General features: G+C 47.1%; 13 protein-coding genes. 2 read left to right on the top strand and 11 right to left on the bottom strand.

What is annotated here, in order from left to right:
* Positions 1–625 precede the first annotated feature (625 nt).
* Together H6626_06300 and H6626_06305 are read left to right on the top strand one after the other, a co-directional pair.
* Entirely contained in the window at positions 626–1672 is a 1047-nt protein-coding gene (locus tag H6626_06300; GenBank protein USN48965.1) for an ISNCY family transposase, read from the top strand.
* Between the two features lie 145 nt (positions 1673–1817).
* Positions 1818–3740, top strand: a complete 1923-nt coding sequence (locus tag H6626_06305; protein ID USN48699.1) for a response regulator — start codon at positions 1818–1820, stop codon at positions 3738–3740.
* Here H6626_06305 and H6626_06310 read toward each other — a convergent pair.
* The 11 genes from H6626_06310 to H6626_06360 are packed head-to-tail and all read right to left on the bottom strand — an operon-like array spanning position 3737 to position 15395.
* Entirely contained in the window at positions 3737–4690 is a 954-nt protein-coding gene (locus H6626_06310; protein ID USN48700.1) for a pyridoxal-phosphate dependent enzyme, read from the bottom strand. The genes H6626_06305 and H6626_06310 overlap by 4 nt on opposite strands.
* A gap of 47 nt (positions 4691–4737) precedes the next feature.
* A complete protein-coding gene (locus H6626_06315) occupies positions 4738–5484 on the bottom strand; it encodes a nucleoside phosphorylase (GenBank protein ID USN48701.1) in 747 nt (248 codons plus the stop codon).
* The gene (gene hemH / locus H6626_06320; GenBank protein ID USN48702.1) at positions 5469–6578 is read right to left on the bottom strand and encodes a ferrochelatase; all 1110 of its coding nucleotides are present in this window, start codon (positions 6576–6578) and stop codon (positions 5469–5471) included. Before hemH ends, H6626_06315 begins: the two co-directional genes overlap by 16 nt.
* The gene (locus tag H6626_06325; protein ID USN48703.1) at positions 6487–7719 is read right to left on the bottom strand and encodes an FAD-dependent oxidoreductase; all 1233 of its coding nucleotides are present in this window, start codon (positions 7717–7719) and stop codon (positions 6487–6489) included. Before H6626_06325 ends, hemH begins: the two co-directional genes overlap by 92 nt.
* Before the next feature lies 1 nt (position 7720).
* Positions 7721–9085 (bottom strand): oxygen-independent coproporphyrinogen III oxidase, encoded by a 1365-nt coding sequence (gene hemN, locus H6626_06330; GenBank protein ID USN48704.1) that lies wholly within the window; start codon positions 9083–9085, stop codon positions 7721–7723.
* The gene (locus H6626_06335; protein USN48705.1) at positions 9082–10122 is read right to left on the bottom strand and encodes a uroporphyrinogen decarboxylase; all 1041 of its coding nucleotides are present in this window, start codon (positions 10120–10122) and stop codon (positions 9082–9084) included. The genes hemN and H6626_06335 overlap by 4 nt, the downstream gene beginning before the upstream one ends.
* Positions 10112–10795 (bottom strand): response regulator transcription factor, encoded by a 684-nt coding sequence (locus H6626_06340; GenBank protein USN48706.1) that lies wholly within the window; start codon positions 10793–10795, stop codon positions 10112–10114. The genes H6626_06335 and H6626_06340 overlap by 11 nt, the downstream gene beginning before the upstream one ends.
* Positions 10792–11682 carry a HAMP domain-containing histidine kinase gene (locus H6626_06345; GenBank protein ID USN48707.1) on the bottom strand — a complete coding sequence of 297 codons (891 nt, stop codon included), beginning with the start codon at positions 11680–11682 and terminating at the stop codon, positions 10792–10794. Before H6626_06345 ends, H6626_06340 begins: the two co-directional genes overlap by 4 nt.
* Entirely contained in the window at positions 11675–12967 is a 1293-nt protein-coding gene (locus tag H6626_06350; GenBank protein ID USN48708.1) for a glutamate-1-semialdehyde 2,1-aminomutase, read from the bottom strand. The genes H6626_06345 and H6626_06350 overlap by 8 nt, the downstream gene beginning before the upstream one ends.
* A gap of 26 nt (positions 12968–12993) precedes the next feature.
* Complete coding sequence (hemC, locus tag H6626_06355) at positions 12994–14502, bottom strand: hydroxymethylbilane synthase (protein USN48709.1); 1509 nt, start codon at positions 14500–14502, stop codon at positions 12994–12996.
* Positions 14493–15395 carry a hypothetical protein gene (locus tag H6626_06360; GenBank protein USN48710.1) on the bottom strand — a complete coding sequence of 301 codons (903 nt, stop codon included), beginning with the start codon at positions 15393–15395 and terminating at the stop codon, positions 14493–14495. Before H6626_06360 ends, hemC begins: the two co-directional genes overlap by 10 nt.
* Positions 15396–15538 lie beyond the last annotated feature (143 nt).

Below are 15538 nucleotides of genomic sequence, written 5' to 3' on the forward strand. Positions count from 1 at the left end.
TTTTATTTATTCATAGAATTAATTTTAGCCAAAAGCTTACTTTCAATAAATCAAGCTTGCTCCCAAACAACAACAGTTTTCTGTTTTTTTTCTCAGACCCCAGCTAAATCTAAGTAACAATTGCTTATACAATTGTCGCAGGAGGCTATCTTGATTTTAATCAATGGATATTCAGAAACCTAGGAGTATAAGAAGGATTAAGCACCTATTTTGAGTAACCGTCATGTATCGCTCCACCAAAGACCCTTATTAAAGAATTTACTTGCTGTTAACAAAGATACTCAAAAAAGATTCTAGAGCTACTTCTGCCAGACTTATCTTATGCGGGACTTACTACCTTTACTCTAGGTCTATGGTTGCAGCTCTCATCTCTGCATGTGGGAGCGTTCCCGCCGGGACTTCTGGCCTTCGCATTTAAACCCGACAGCTCGTTCGTATACGTCTCTAATCCTTGAAATCTACCGCTGGCCCCGAGGCTTGCCGACTCTCGTGTTGGAAAGATAGAAATGCCTCCTTTCTTCGATCCACACCGCACTATTTCAGGGTCTCCCACTGGACCAAGTATCAGATCTTAAGCTATCAAGGTAGCAGATACTCGAAAACATAATTTTTGTGGGAATAGCCTATTGGTAAGGTATTTTTTACCTTTTTAACAGCAAGTAGAATTCCATACCAGAAAGCAAATCTTAACTTCACTCACTTTACTGAGAAACTTAATGAAGTGGAGGGAATAAAGATCAGCGTTGAGTCAGTGCGAAAAATACTGCGCAGTGAAAATCTGACTAACAAGAAAATGCATCGTCCAAGGAAGCACCGCAAAGAGCGCCCGAGACGTGAGAGTGCCGGCGAGCTTTTGCAACAAGACACATCACCGCACGACTGGCTGGGCACAGGGCAGGAGCTACAACTAATCGTGATTGTCGATGATGCCACCTCAGACCCGCTCTATGCACAGTTCTTTGAGCATGACGGGACTATGCCTAACTTCAAGGCCCTCGAACATGTGTTTAGAACTTATGGCCTTCCTATGGCCATCTACACGGACAAGGCCAGTTGGTTCCACTACTCAGGACAAGGAGTGAAGGTAGGTACTCACAAGTCGTACTTCGAAGATCCAAAGGAAGACAAAAAAGTCCTCACCCAAATCGGCAGAGCCCTTGATGAGCTGGGAGTCGAGTTCATAGCAGCACACTCGGCCCCCGCTAAGGGTCGCGTTGAGAGAATGAACAGGACTTTTCAAGATCGACTGATCTCAGAGCTCAGGCTTCGAAAAATAAAAAACATCGACGTTGCAAACGTATTTATCGAAGACGTGTTTTTACCTGACTTCAGGAAGCGCTTCAGGAAGGCGCCTAAAAGCCCCAGGAAAGCCTTTGTAGAGCTCTTTGACCCCAAGTGCTTACGGAACATCCTCTGCGCTAAATACACAAGTACAGTACGGCCAGATAACATCATTGCTCGAAAGGGCCTTTATAAAATCCAACTCCTGCCAGCCGCTCACAGAGCCAACTGGGCAAAGGCAAAAGTGGAGGTCAGCATCCACACCGATGGCACCTTGAGCGTGGTTCACGAAAAAACCAGAGAGGCAATCCCACATGAGGTGATTGAGTGTAAAAAACTAACAGAATTTAAGAATGGCTCAAAACGAAACACGCACAATGTGTCAGACTGAGAAAAGGGGACATTTTAACTTGGGAAAAGGCCACAAAAACCGGACATTTCTAAAATTTTTTAACATTTTTCGTGTCGCATCTAAACAAAATCGATTTTCTGCCGATAGAGGGATTGTACGAAAAGTACGTCAAAGGAAAGTGTTGATGAAAGAAGTTCGGAAAAGTAAAGCTCCCCGCCGGGGACTGTTGTGCAACCGTCGGGTTTTGGAACCCTTGACGTTGGCCATGGCCTCTATTCCGCCCCTTGTTTTAGTGCTTTTACGCATTGATCCTTCTGCAAATGAGTACCTTTTGGGAGCTGTGAGCGCCGTTAGTATACTCTCGTTTATCGCTTGCTTTCTTCTTATTCGAAGTTCATTTAATTCTATGCGTGAGCAGGAGCAAGAGCTGAAATCCACCGATGATAGACTCAATTTGGCCTTGGCCGACTCCCATCGCTTTATTGTGGATATGATTGTTCAACTTCGTCGCCCGCTCAATGGCATTTTAGGCATGGTGCAAGTGAATCAAATTGATTTTGATGATGACTCGGCTCGAGTGAACCTTAAAGAGTTCACTGAGGTGGCCGATTATTGTTGTCGACACATGATGGATCAGCTTGAACATATACAATTTCACTCTGAACTAGAATCTGGACAAATTACTTTTTCATTCAAACCCACTACACTTGGCCATTTGCTTGAAGAAAGCGTCTCTGATGCCCGTGGACTGTTCTCTTCAGAGAACATTGAGGTCAATACTGTTGTAGACTTCAACACGCCTCAAGACGTCACGCTGCCAGCTGATGCCATACAAATGGTGCTGACGGATCTCACAAAAAATGCATTTCGGTACACCGAAAAGGGGCAAATTCGCCTGCGAGCAGAGATTGATCCTAAAAGAGAAGACCATATCCTTTTTAGTGTCAGAGACACTGGCGTAGGAATGACTGAGCAAAGAAAACAACAGATCTTATCAGATCTTTCTAAGGTGAGATCTTCACGGCAGTGGCATGAACGCTCCATGGGCCTAGGTCTTGCCACCGTGTCCAGTGTGCTTCGCAATATCAACGCCCACATAGACCTGCAAACCGAAGTGGGCTTTGGCACAACTTGGTGGATTTCAGTGCCATTTAAACCTGTGCTTTCTAAACGCCTCACTGATCAAAGCGCAGATCGTTTTTCTATCCCCGACAATGAACCCTCGCTATCGGGCGACTCTCACAGACAGGCCCCCGTTCGCGAAACACCGGTTTACCCAAAACACCTCGCTCCGTCAGAAGCCAAGACCAACCGAATACTTGTTGTCGATGACGAAGTCTTTGCCCGCAAAGTGATTGGTGAAATGCTCAAACGGTTCGGGCACAGTTTTGATGTGGCTGAAAACGGACAGCAGGCTTTAGAGATGGTTTCAAAAAACAGCTATGACCTCGTTCTTATGGACCTGCAAATGCCGGTCATGGATGGAATTGAAGCGTCCACACGAATTCTAGGCCAAAAAAATAAACCACGGCCCCATATTGTGGCCACCACTTCTCATGCACGAGCTGCCGATAAAAGACTCTGCGATGAAATCGGGATGGACGGCTTCTTATCGAAGCCCATAGACATTGAGTTATTGAGAACCGTGGTCAACCAGTTTGTTTCCTCCTCCGAGATCTCTCTTCGGGCCGAGCCCTCCCCTCACAGCCCGTCTTTAGAGTCTAGTAACATTGACGATACGGTCACTGAGCTATTTGATCGTATGAAGATCTATGAATACAGCGGACAAAACCTCGCCCTTTGTATTAATTTTGTAGAAATTTCTTCTGAGTCAAATCTTGAATTAATGAAAGATCTCATCGCAGCCGTGGGACAACTTGATAACAAAAAAATTCAATTTTGCTCACACAAAATAAAAGGCAATCTGCAGTTTCTAGCCTGCGAACAAGGCGCTGATCTGGCCCAAAAAATCTATATTTTGGCGGAGAACGGGCAAGACGTTGTCAGCAACAAACAGCAACTGATCCATCTCGTTCAACAACTCAATGATATCGTTCAGCAGGGAACTCGTTTGAGTTTTGATGACCTAGGTTTACACTCAGCTTAGTCGGCAAACCCGTTTTGGGCTCTCCAATTAGCATCCAAAAATTTTGTCATGTAGTTTCGAATGCCGTCAGGCAACACAACCACGCAATTTTGACCGGCTTTTAGATTTTTCGCCTCTTGCAGTGCCGCCATCATGGCTGAACCACAAGATCCCCCCACCAACAGGCCTTCTTCACGAATCAACCTTCGAGCTAAATGAAATGACTCGCTGTCAGTAGTTTTAACCCATCGATCCACCAACGATCGGTCCAATACATCAGGTATAAAGTCGTACCCGATGCCCTCAACGTGATAAGAGTGAATTTCTCCGTCTCCTGCCAGAATCGAACCCTCAGGGTCTGCGCCAATGATTTTTGCCTCCGGACACGCCTCTTTCACCCGACGAGCCACACCAGTGATGGTGCCTCCGGTGCCGGCACCCATCACCACCATGTCCACTTGCCCATTTAAATCATCGAGTATTTCTTGAGCTGTGCCTGAATAATGGGCCAACGGGTTTGCCGGGTTCGCATACTGATCTAGAATATGAGCATTGGGCAATTCATCACGCAATTTCTTTGCCACACTAATATGACTTTCAGGATGATCCGACGCCACTTCCGTCGGCGTTCGAATAATTTCGGCCCCCAAGACTTCTAGGGCTATTTGTTTTTCGCGACTCATTTTTTCAGGCATGGTGATAATCACTTTGTATCCAAGTACAGCACCTGCGAGAGCCAGTCCAATGCCGGTGTTGCCGCTTGTGGGCTCAATCAGAGTATCCCCCGGCTTAATTATTCCTCGCTCTTGGGCATCCAAAACCATTTGTTTGCCGATACGATCTTTGATGGAACCGCCAGGATTTACAAACTCACACTTTGCATAGAGGTTACAGGGCAATTCAGCGCCCACTCGATTTAATTTAACAAGAGGAGTGCGCCCAATTGCATCCAATATATTATTACAAAGCATGAAGTTCTCCTTTAAGTTATCGCATATTTGACATTGAAACGGGGCGACTAGCAAGATCTAAGGATTTGCACAGCGGCATGTATAGTGCCAAACAAACTGTCTTTGACCACCTTGTGATGAAAATAGGGTTGCCACTCCCCTTGACCCAAAAAATCGCTGATTACGGCAACGCTCGCCGCCTCAAGACCTAAAAACTTGGCCACCGAAAACAGGGCTGAGGCCTCCATTTCCACACACCCAGCGCCCTGGCTCATCCATTGCTCGATTTTTGAGGGAGTTTCTCGATAGGGCGCATCCGTAGACACCCAAAGTTCACTGGCCACAGGCGACCCAAAGCCTTTTGCCAATGATTCCACTAACCCCTTATGGGGAAACACTTTTAGCTCTGTTACCCCATAGTGCTGGGAGCACCCTTCTTGGCGCAAAGCTCCATTGGCTAGAACCACCTGTCCCACTTGATGATCATTTGTAAGAGAGCCGGCCACGCCCAAGCCCAACACGCGTTTCACACCCAGGACATTCAGCTCTTCTAGTTTTGCCACCAGAGCCGGCGCCCCCACACCTATTTCTGTGAGAACCCCCACATCCGGGTGATTGGAATCTGTATACAAAGTGGCACCCAAAAATTTTCTTTTCTCCCAATGCGGCTCACTACAAAGCCCGTGGGCCACAAAGGGGATAAAACAAACAACCATGTTTTTAGGAACGGGCCCGTCGTCAAGCTGCCCTCGGCTCTTTAAATATTGCAAAAACTTTTCAGCTGTAAAAATTGAAGATTCTAAAGAGGATGCCATAAACTTTTCTCATCTAAAATTTCTGACACGGCCGATACCCACTGCGGATTCGAGTTAAGACTGGGGACCAAAAATAATTCTTCACCACCTGCGGCTTTGAAATCCTCTCGCGCCCGAATCGCTATTTCTTCAAGGGTTTCTAAACAATCCGCTACAAAAGACGGCGCCACCACGGCTACAGTCTTAACACCTGTTTTTGCCCAGTGGGGCAAAACCTGATCTGTATAGGGCTCAAGCCAAGCGTCCTTACCCAAACGACTTTGAAAACTCACCTGCCACTGATCGGTGGCCAGACCGAGCTCTTTTGCCAACGCTTCGGCCGTTTGTACACATTGCATTCTGTAACAAAGCTGATTTGCGGGACGGATCACTTCACAACATCCCGGGTTTTCAAGGCATCCCTTTGCCACTTTTTTGATATGACGAACGGGCAAACCATGAAAACTAAACAACACCCGATCCACAGGCTTTGATGAAATGTGCTCTTTAATATTAATCACCCAAGACTTTAAAAAAGCGGGGTGGCGATAAAACTCTCGTAAGTAAAACACATCGACCTGGCCTTCACCGTAGGACCTCTGCCACTTTCTAGCCACATCCAACGTGGTCTCAGTCGTGGATAGTGCATATTGAGGATAAAGGGGAAGCAAAAATATTTTTTTCACTCCCTGTTGCTTTAGATTCTTCAACTGCTGAAACAGCTGTGGCTTTCCATAGCGCATAGCCAGAATCGTGGTTTCTTTTCTTTGCGCTTGAAGTTGAGACACAAAATCCTCGCTGTGAAACCTTAGTGGTGAGCCCCGCTCACTCCAAATCTGTGAATAGGCGTGAGTCGATTTTTTTGCCCGAAACGGAACAATAATCAAGTACACCAAAATCCAGCGCAAAACCGCCGGGATATCTATAACGAACGGATCTGACAAAAATTCTCTCAAGTACCTTCTAACAGCACTCACTTTCGGGGCATCGGGAGTCCCCAGGTTCACAAACACAAAAGCCTCTTTAGAATTCACTGGACGCTCCCAGTTGCTCTGCAATGTTCTTTGCGCGCTGTAAAATTCGACTGAGTCCAATCCCGCCCATGTAATTGCCATTTAACAAAATATTTTTTGGTTCAGTTAAATCCCCTAAGAATTCTTTCAGCCCTAAATCATAATGGGGAATGGCTTTGGGCCAAACAGTGAGTTTTGTGTGTAAAGGCTCCACTCGCCGCCCATACAATTTCTCTCGGTCAGCCAGGGCCGCGTGCACGATTTCCCACTCCGGAGCATCCGCAATTTCTCGGTCAAGGGCGCCACCTAAAATCCATGTCTCAGTGTGCGCTTCTGTTCGGCCAGAAAAAATATATCTATTGAATAAAACGCCTAAACTTCTGATACCCTGGTCCCTCGGAAATAAACATCCAAACCCCTTGAGTGTGCCTTCGTTCTTATCAAAGTGCATGGTTAGAGAAGCTAACGGTAAAAGATCTAAGTTCTTCAGCTGAGCACTCAAGTGAGGGTCCGAAGATTTCAAAATTTTCGCCGCCGCCTGAGGCCCCACACACAACACGTGGGGATGATTCGGTTCTGTGCCAAGCTCTGGATCGGCGTTCAAAACCATCTCCACGCCTTTTTCTCTCAGAAAAGCCACCAATTGATCGACAAACTGTTGCATGCCTTTTTCTGGCGCTACCGTGCCCCTATGGTAATGGCCTTGGCTGCGCTTAAAGCCTCGCTCACGAGAGGGGGGCTTCAAAATTAATTCTGCCGAGAGCTCCCGCACATCACCGGCAAAGATCCCCTGCTGTCCGGGTTCAATAAAATATCGAAGGACCTCTTCACCGAAAAGTCTTTCTGCCCAATGGCCCAAAGTTTCATTGGTTTGAGGAGCAAACCCTGCTTTTCCCTTCATCAAGGCTCGAACTAAGCTTCGAACCAAATTCAAGGACTCAGATAGAGTCAAAGGCCAGCGTTTGGGACCATTTCTATAAATGTAACGATTCCGACTCTCCAATCGAGTGGGCAGCAGCCTTACACCGATATTTTTTGCCAGGTCATGCAACTCAAAACTATTCAAAATGCCATTGGCCGCAGTTTCCACAAGCCCCCATGGCTCATAGTGGGTGCCCAATAGCCCGCCCCAGCGAGCCTCTTTTTCAAATAAGCGAACATCAAATCCGGCTTGCACCAAATAGTACGCCGTCACCAGCCCTGAGAATCCTCCGCCAATAACTGTAACCGGCTTTTGTTCCATGTCAGATCGCCTGCGAATGAGCGCGCACACCGGACTGGCTTCGACGCAATCTCAAGTCAAGAGCCATACACGCATTTCTCAAAAAAGGTCGCCCCTTGTCTGTAAGAGTTAAACTGTGACCCGAAAGATGGACCAATTCATCATCAAACATGGGCTTTAAAAAAGTTCTCACATCATCCACTTGCTCTGGCCGCAAATCCACACAAAACTCATTCATAAATTTTAATATTTGCTGGCGCTGCTGCATATCCTCTTCGGTGAGCACATGTCCTCGAAAGGTGGGTAAATTTCCAGATGTTATTTCTCGTTCATAAACGGGAAGAACTTTTTCATTTTGATGAAAACAAGTCGGTGTTTCAGAAATGCTGCTCACGCCCAGACCCAAAAGGACATTGGTTTTTTGATCTGAGTATCCCATAAAATTTCGGTGCAAACGTTTTTCTTTCGCGGCCAAGGCCAAACCATCTTCTGGCAATGCAAAATGATCCATCCCTATTTCTAAATACCCACCATCCAAAAGAATTTCTCGAGCTAACTCATAGAGCGATCGTTTTTCTGCGCCCTCGGGTAGATCTTCGTCTTTGAAAAGCCTTTGCGCCGGCTTAATCCACGGAACTTTTGCATAACTGTAAAGCGCTATGCGATCTGGCCGCAACTGAAGGGTTTGCATAGCTGTGGTTTTAAACGAGTCGATGGTTTGCATGGGCAAGCCGTATATCAAGTCAAAGTTAACTGAGGTGTAGCCCACTTCCCGTGCCATATTTGTTGTTTGTTCTGTCATCGAATAGGGTTGCACGCGATTGATCAACCGTTGCACTTCATCATTGTAATCCTGCACACCTAAGCTGACTCGACGAAAGCCAAGCTCGTAGAGCGCCTGCAATTGATCCCGATGTAAGCGGCGAGGATCCACCTCGATGGACCCCTCAAACTCCGTTTGCGAAACATTAGCTGCTTTCATAATGGGGGCCACAAGGTCGTGTAGGTGTCTAGCGCTAAAAAAATTCGGGGTGCCGCCGCCCAAATGAATGTGCTTTAAAGGCGCTTTTTGCAATTCAGGAACTTTTTCTACATAAAGCGCCCATTCTTTTAAAATAATATCTAAGTAAGGTTTTTCTTTGTCATGATTGCGCGTGATCGTGGTGTTGCAGCCACAAAATGTACACAATGTTTCACAAAAGGGAATATGTACATACATGGACCAGCCATCTCCGCTGGCGAGCCCGTCTTTGACAGCTGAAATCCAAAATTCTTTTTCGGGAGCCCCCTCCCAATGAGGCACTGTGGGATAACTGGTGTATCTCGGGGCCGGCACATCGTACTTTGAAAAAAGCTGCTTTTTTGTCAATCGAGTGGAGTCTGTCATGAAAACCTTTTTCGCACAGTTTCTATAAATAAATGCACATGCTTTTCTGGAGTTTGTGGCAGAATGCCGTGCCCTAGCCCACAAACCCAACCGCGCCGTTGCTCGGGTGACATCTCAACAAGTGGGTTGAGATAATCACCTAAAACTTTTTTAAACTGCTCTGGCTCAGAAAATAGAAGTGCTTGATCAAAATTGCCCTGCACAAATCCTTTTTCGGGGCCAACAGATTTATTTCGTCCAGCCAGAACTTCGTGGACATTCCACCGGTGATCCACCCCAAAACCCGCCCAATTGGGGTCTTGCCATAAACGGGGACGTAAATGAGAGTTGTCCGTTAATTTTGAGTAATACCCCAAGCGCCCCGGAAAAGATTGAGATAATTTCTCAAGCTCCGGCACCACTAGAGAATTAAACAGAGACGGCGATAATTCGCCTGCAGCCGTATCAAAAATCATAACGATCTCGGCCCCTGCATTCAGTTGCAATCGAATATTCTCCTGCAACAGCGGTAGCAATCGGCTGGTGAAATCAGTAAACAAAGTCAAATCCGCTTTCGCTTCTGTTAGTGCCCCTTTGTGGCCGCCCTCCACAGCGTAGGTGTACAACGTCCACGGACCGCCAATAAAGCCGATTAAACTTTTATTTTGAGGCAAGCGCTGGCGGGTCGCCCTCAACACATCTCCTTGAAACTGTAAAAGCGGCAAAGCCTCATCGACGCTTTTTAGATCTTTTAAAGTTCTACGATTTAGTTTCCAACCCAAAACAGGACCGGGTTCATAGGTCAGACCCATGCCGAATGCCTCAAGCGGAAATAGCAAATCACTAAACATTATAGAGACGTCAAAATCAAATTCGGCTACCGGGCCATAAGCCACTTCAGCAGCCAACTCTGGCACCTTACACAAATCCATAAACGAATATCTAGATCTTAAATTCTGGTAATGACTATGGTAACGGCCGGCCTGCCTCATAAACCAAATGGGCGGAACCGACACCGGTTCGCCACTCAATGCCGCTTTAAAAAGATCATTTGCCATGTTCTACCGCCACTTTCTCGGCCCATTGATAACCCACTCCACGGACTGACCGAATGCAACGAGACCCGCCCTCTCCCAGAGCTTGGCGAATCCGTAAAATAATGTTGTCCACTGTTCTATGAGTGGGGAACTTCTCTTCTCCCCACACTTTATTGAGAATGTCGTCACGACTCACTACTTGTGGTGATCGTTCAATTAATAATTTTAAAATCTGAAAATCCTTTAGCGGCAATCGAGTTTGGGTCCCATCTTCATTTAAGATCGACATACTTTGAAAGAGTATTTGTTTTTGTCCGCAAGAAACCACCGCGTCAATGGCATGATTTTCAAGAACGTGCGACACGCGCATCAAAAACTCTTTTAAATGAAAAGGTTTTGGAATGTACTCTTCTGCGCCAATCTCATAACCATGCAACCTTTGCTCGGCCGAAGTTTGGGCCGTCACAAAAATAAAGGGCACCGTGCTGGACTCCCTCACTTCTTTAGCAAAATCAAAACCTGATCCATCAGGCAAACCCACATCAAGAATCACCAAGTCAAATCGAGTGGCCTTAAACGCCTCTTTGGCTCGCGCAAGAGTAGATACCCAGGTAGTTTGGTAACCCTCTTTGTCCAGACGTTCTTTTAAAGATACGCCCAGTGATTTGTCATCTTCAACCAGCAACAAATTCATGCCTGAACACTTCCTCTTAATTGCAGGCGAATGGCAAAGCCATGGCCTGGAGACCTTCGAATAAACTTAATGTCGCCATCTATTTCATTGAGAAGCTGGCGCACTATATATAAACCAAGGCCGCTTCCGCTACTGGGGTTGTGCCGGTAAAAAATCTCACCCAGTTGTTCATAATCTCCAGGAAACCCCTCGCCATTGTCTGAGATTTCAACTTCCACACTTTCTTGGCTTAGTGGCCCGCCCTTGATCACGACCTCCGAGGCGCTCCCATGCACGACGGAGTTTTGAATTAGATTGGTAAAAATGCTCTCTAAGGCACGACGATCCCCTCGCACGGTCACTGGATTCAATACCTTGATTTTCAACTGAGGCCAAAAGTGCTCTAATGAATGAATCATGTCGTTCACCGAAATATTCTCGATAAAAATCTTTTGAGCTTCGTGCCGTCCCAGATAAAGTGAGTTTTCAAGCTGTAACCCTAGCCGAACAATATCACCCTCTAATCGGTCAACGAGGGGACTGAGTTCCGGATCTTTCATATCTTCACGCAGGCTCTCGGCCTGAAGCCGCAAGCTCGCCAAAGACGTTTTCATATCGTGAGAAAACGCGGCCACAAATTCTTTGATCTGCTGGGTGTAGCGTTCCTCTTGCAAGACAAAATAGATCAATGCAATTCCGCCAGCCAATAGAAGTAAAATCCAAGTGGCCCCTTCCCACATCAACATATTTTTGTGCCGCAAAACATCAGCCTGTCCTTCCCAAGGCACATTTTTTATTCTTTCAAGCAGGTTGATCGAAAAAGCCATCCACCATCCCGCCATGGCAATGGTAAAAACGATCCAAACGCTGACATAAATGATCTTTCGATTCACTCGCCGTCTATACATGGCTCTCTTTTACGGCTTGATCAAACCGCTCCAATACCTCGCCTAAAATTTCATCCGTGTGGGCCCAAGATAAAAACCCCACTTCATAGCTACTAGGGGCCAAATATATACCTGCGTTGAGACAAGCGTGAAACAAAACGGAAAACCCTTCTGCATGTCCTTCGACAAAGTCAGTGATGGCCCGAATCGGTTCACCTTTTGATTTGTGAATCCAAAATAGTGATCCTTGGTGAGTCACCCGCAATGGCGATTGATGACGTTGAAAAATTTCATTCAGCGACTGACTCCATTTCTTGGTTCGCGCCTCAAGCTTATCAATGACACCGTCTCGTTCTACCTTTTTAAGCGTTGCAAGTCCGGCCTGCATACCCACAGGATTCGCCGATAAGGTCCCTGCCTGGTAAACAGGACCAAGCGGCGCCACTTGATCCATAATCTCACCCCGCCCGCCGTAACAGCCCACGGGGAATCCACCGCCAATGACTTTTCCGTAAGTCACTAGATCTGGCTGAATATTTAGCGTCTCTGCCATGCCGCCCATTTTCACACGAAAGCCCGTAATCACTTCGTCAAAAATCACCAAACTCCCAGCGGCTCTTGCCGTGTTGACCACAGTTTTGAGAAATTCCTCTCGTTGCACCAAAAGCCCAAAATTGGCTGGCAACGGCTCTAGAATAACTGCTGCTATCTCAGCTCCGTGCTCGCTAAATGCCTTTTTTAATGCATCTTCATTGTTCAGCGGCACTACAATCGTATCCGATGCCACTTTCTCTGACACCCCAGCGGAGTCACTGGCCGCCAATCCAGCAAGGCCACTGCCCGCTTTCACTAACATTGAATCCACATGACCGTGATAACAGCCCTCAAACTTCACGATTTTCTCACGTCTTGTAAAACCACGGGCCAAACGAAGTGCACTCATTACGGCTTCCGTGCCTGAACTTACAAACCGTAAACGCTCCACCCAAGGAATTCGCTCCGTTATCCACTCGGCTAACTGCAGAGAATAGGGCTCGCTGGCCCCCACTGACCACGCCGTATCTATGGCTTTGTGAACCACCTCTTTCACTTCAGGATCGCAGTGACCAAGAATATTGGGCCCAAAGCTTTGGCAAAAATCCACATAGGTTTTATCATCCACAGAAGTCAAAAGGGCCCCTTGCGCGGATTCAAAAAACAACGGCTCGCCACCAACACTTTTAAATGCCCGCACCGGAGAGTGAACTCCCCCAGGGGCGACTTTCAAAGATCTTTCAAACAGACGATGAGATTCGGACTGAGGCAACGGCCGCTCCTTTTTTTAAACGAAATCTAACTCAACACATCTTCACGCCATTGAGCGTGGCTCAAATACACTCTAATTCGCGAAGAGTCGCTGATGTGTTGCTTTAACACCCCGAATGTGTGCCCGGGGCCACAAGCATGATAATATTGCCGGATCTGGGGCTCGATTTCAATGGCTCGTAAAAAGGCTGTCCCACTGGGCCAAAAAAAATATTTTTTACCAGTAAAGTCAAATCTCTCGGCACGAGGCTGTAATTCATAGGTGGGACAGAGTGTTTTTTCAGAAGTGGATTCTGCACGATGGTGCGACAATTTTGTCCAATTCCCCATTGAACCACCCAGTAGGTTCTCAATATTCTCAGACTCTTGCTCGCCAAGCCCCTCAGCGGAACCATTCACCCAAACGCCTCGTAGCGCCAATTTTTGCCAGGTATGTAGTCCAGCCGTCCAAATCACCTGCCCCATGGAGGCCACGAAGGCCTCCGGCAACGCATCAGCCCGCGCCACCCAAAGGGGACCACTTGGTATTTCCACATCGGACATGGGAATTCGATTGAACAACGTCACTTCATTCATTTCATACGGCCAGATCTCATCCCTATTGGTTGGACCGGGCCACACAGGACGAGCCGAAGTCTCTAAATTCGCCGCATTGAGAATTTCACCCCTGTCGGTAAGGCCCTGCAGATAGGTGATCTCACCATAAGGGCGAGAGAGAACATTCACACCAATTTTCTGGTGGCATCCGCCTCCTAGGCCTGCCAGCCATTCTCTCTCCCGGCGAATATTCGTAAAAGTCTTTGCACAATTCACTTTAGCAAAAATCGCTCGCAGGTCGTCTCGGGTCTTTAATATTTCTATGGCAATGGCACCTTGAGCGGCGGCCGTGGGGTTTTGCGAGGCAGGAAGAACCATCCAGTGACATTGATCCAACTGCTCACGAAGTTTAACTCTTGCAGCCTGAATATCCGCCCAAGAGGCCTCCAACAATCGATCCATCGCGGCTTTTGCAACCACCAGAGCATCACCCTCGCCGTCCATCAATTTGTTTAATCGTGTGGGGATATTTCCCCGCACATCTTTAAACTGAATTTGCATTTGGGGTGCCGGCAAAATATTGGGCAAAAGCCGACTCAAATTGTACACGCGACGTGGGGAAGACGACAGCACCGTCAATTGCCCGAGGTTAACCGCCTTTGCCCAGGCCGCTTTTGGAATTAACAACAAGTCCCGATGGTCGGCTCGCGAAAGTGTAGCTACCACTTCGGTATGAGGCCGCATTTCAATAGGCAAATCTTTCCATGAGTGTACCACGGCATCCACCCGGCCCGCCTCTAAGTCTTCGGCAAAATCTTGAGTGAACAGGCCTTTATTCTCAGCCGCCCAAAGGGGCACTTGCTGATCTCGATCGCCCAAAGACGAACTAAACTTGTACTCTATTTGAATATCTGGAAATTTTTTTTTAAGCGCCTCACCCACCGAATAGGCCTGTAGCCTTGCCAAATCGCTTTTTCGAGAAGCTAACCTTACGAGCATAAGTCTTCCCAACCAAAGGGTCGGTGTTGCGTGGTTTTAGATTTCACTTGAATCAACTGCGAAATCATCTTTTCGGCTTGGGCTATTTTTTCATTCACTTGCTTTTTTGTTTTCTTGATCGTGGCAAACACCATCTGCAGATTTCGAACTTCAAGCCACGCCGGTAAAGGGTCAGATGCCGACTCCCCACGCAAATCAATCACTGTCAGATTTTTATTGTCGCCGACCCAAGCAACAATGGCTTGAGCCGAAACGGGAGCCGCTATAACCAAAACTCCTTGCAGTGAATCATTGGCCGATCCCTCAGGCCCAAACACTTCTGAAATCACCTTTGGAAACCCAGCGAGGGCGGCGGCGGCTTTTTGTTGATTCCGGGCATGCACACGCACGGGGCCAGAAAATTTTTTAAGCCAGGGAAGAATGTCTTTTGTTAACAAGCCCGCACCGAGAATATTCACTTCTGGTTGTCCGCGCACAGCTTTTCGCACAAAGCTACCGTAAGATTGACTTCCCAAACCAATCAGATGTTTTTGTCGCACTAGTTTTGCATCGGCAATGAGATCTGCCATAAATCGCCGAAGACTTTGCTCCCAGGACAACTCACCCCAAGGGGTGTCTGAATGCAGAGCCTTAAATTGACCGTATATTTCAGTTTCCCCTTTAATCGGTGACTGTAATCCGCAGACAATGTTCAACAAAAACCGGTAAGCCTCTACACCACGGTACACCTCGTCGGACTCATCCAAAAGAATCTCCTCCAAGGCTTGAGCAGAACAAAACAGAACGCTACGCACACAAGTGCGCCACAGCAACTGCTCCACTGCTGGCTCGGTAAAAACAAAATTTTGTTGTGACCGATGGTGCACAATGTAGATGTCATCGAACATAATCATAGTATAGTGAAATCAGACACATAGAGTGTCACAGTAGTGTCACACGTCCCGGTAATGCTGAAGCCAAGGGGTATGTGGTATTATAAAAAAGCCCTCTAGCGCCATTAGTTTTGCGGCGCGTCTCATAATGAGACAATGGGCTT

The sequence above is a fragment of the Pseudobdellovibrionaceae bacterium genome (assembly GCA_023898385.1).
Lineage (GTDB): Bacteria > Bdellovibrionota > Bdellovibrionia > Bdellovibrionales > UBA1609.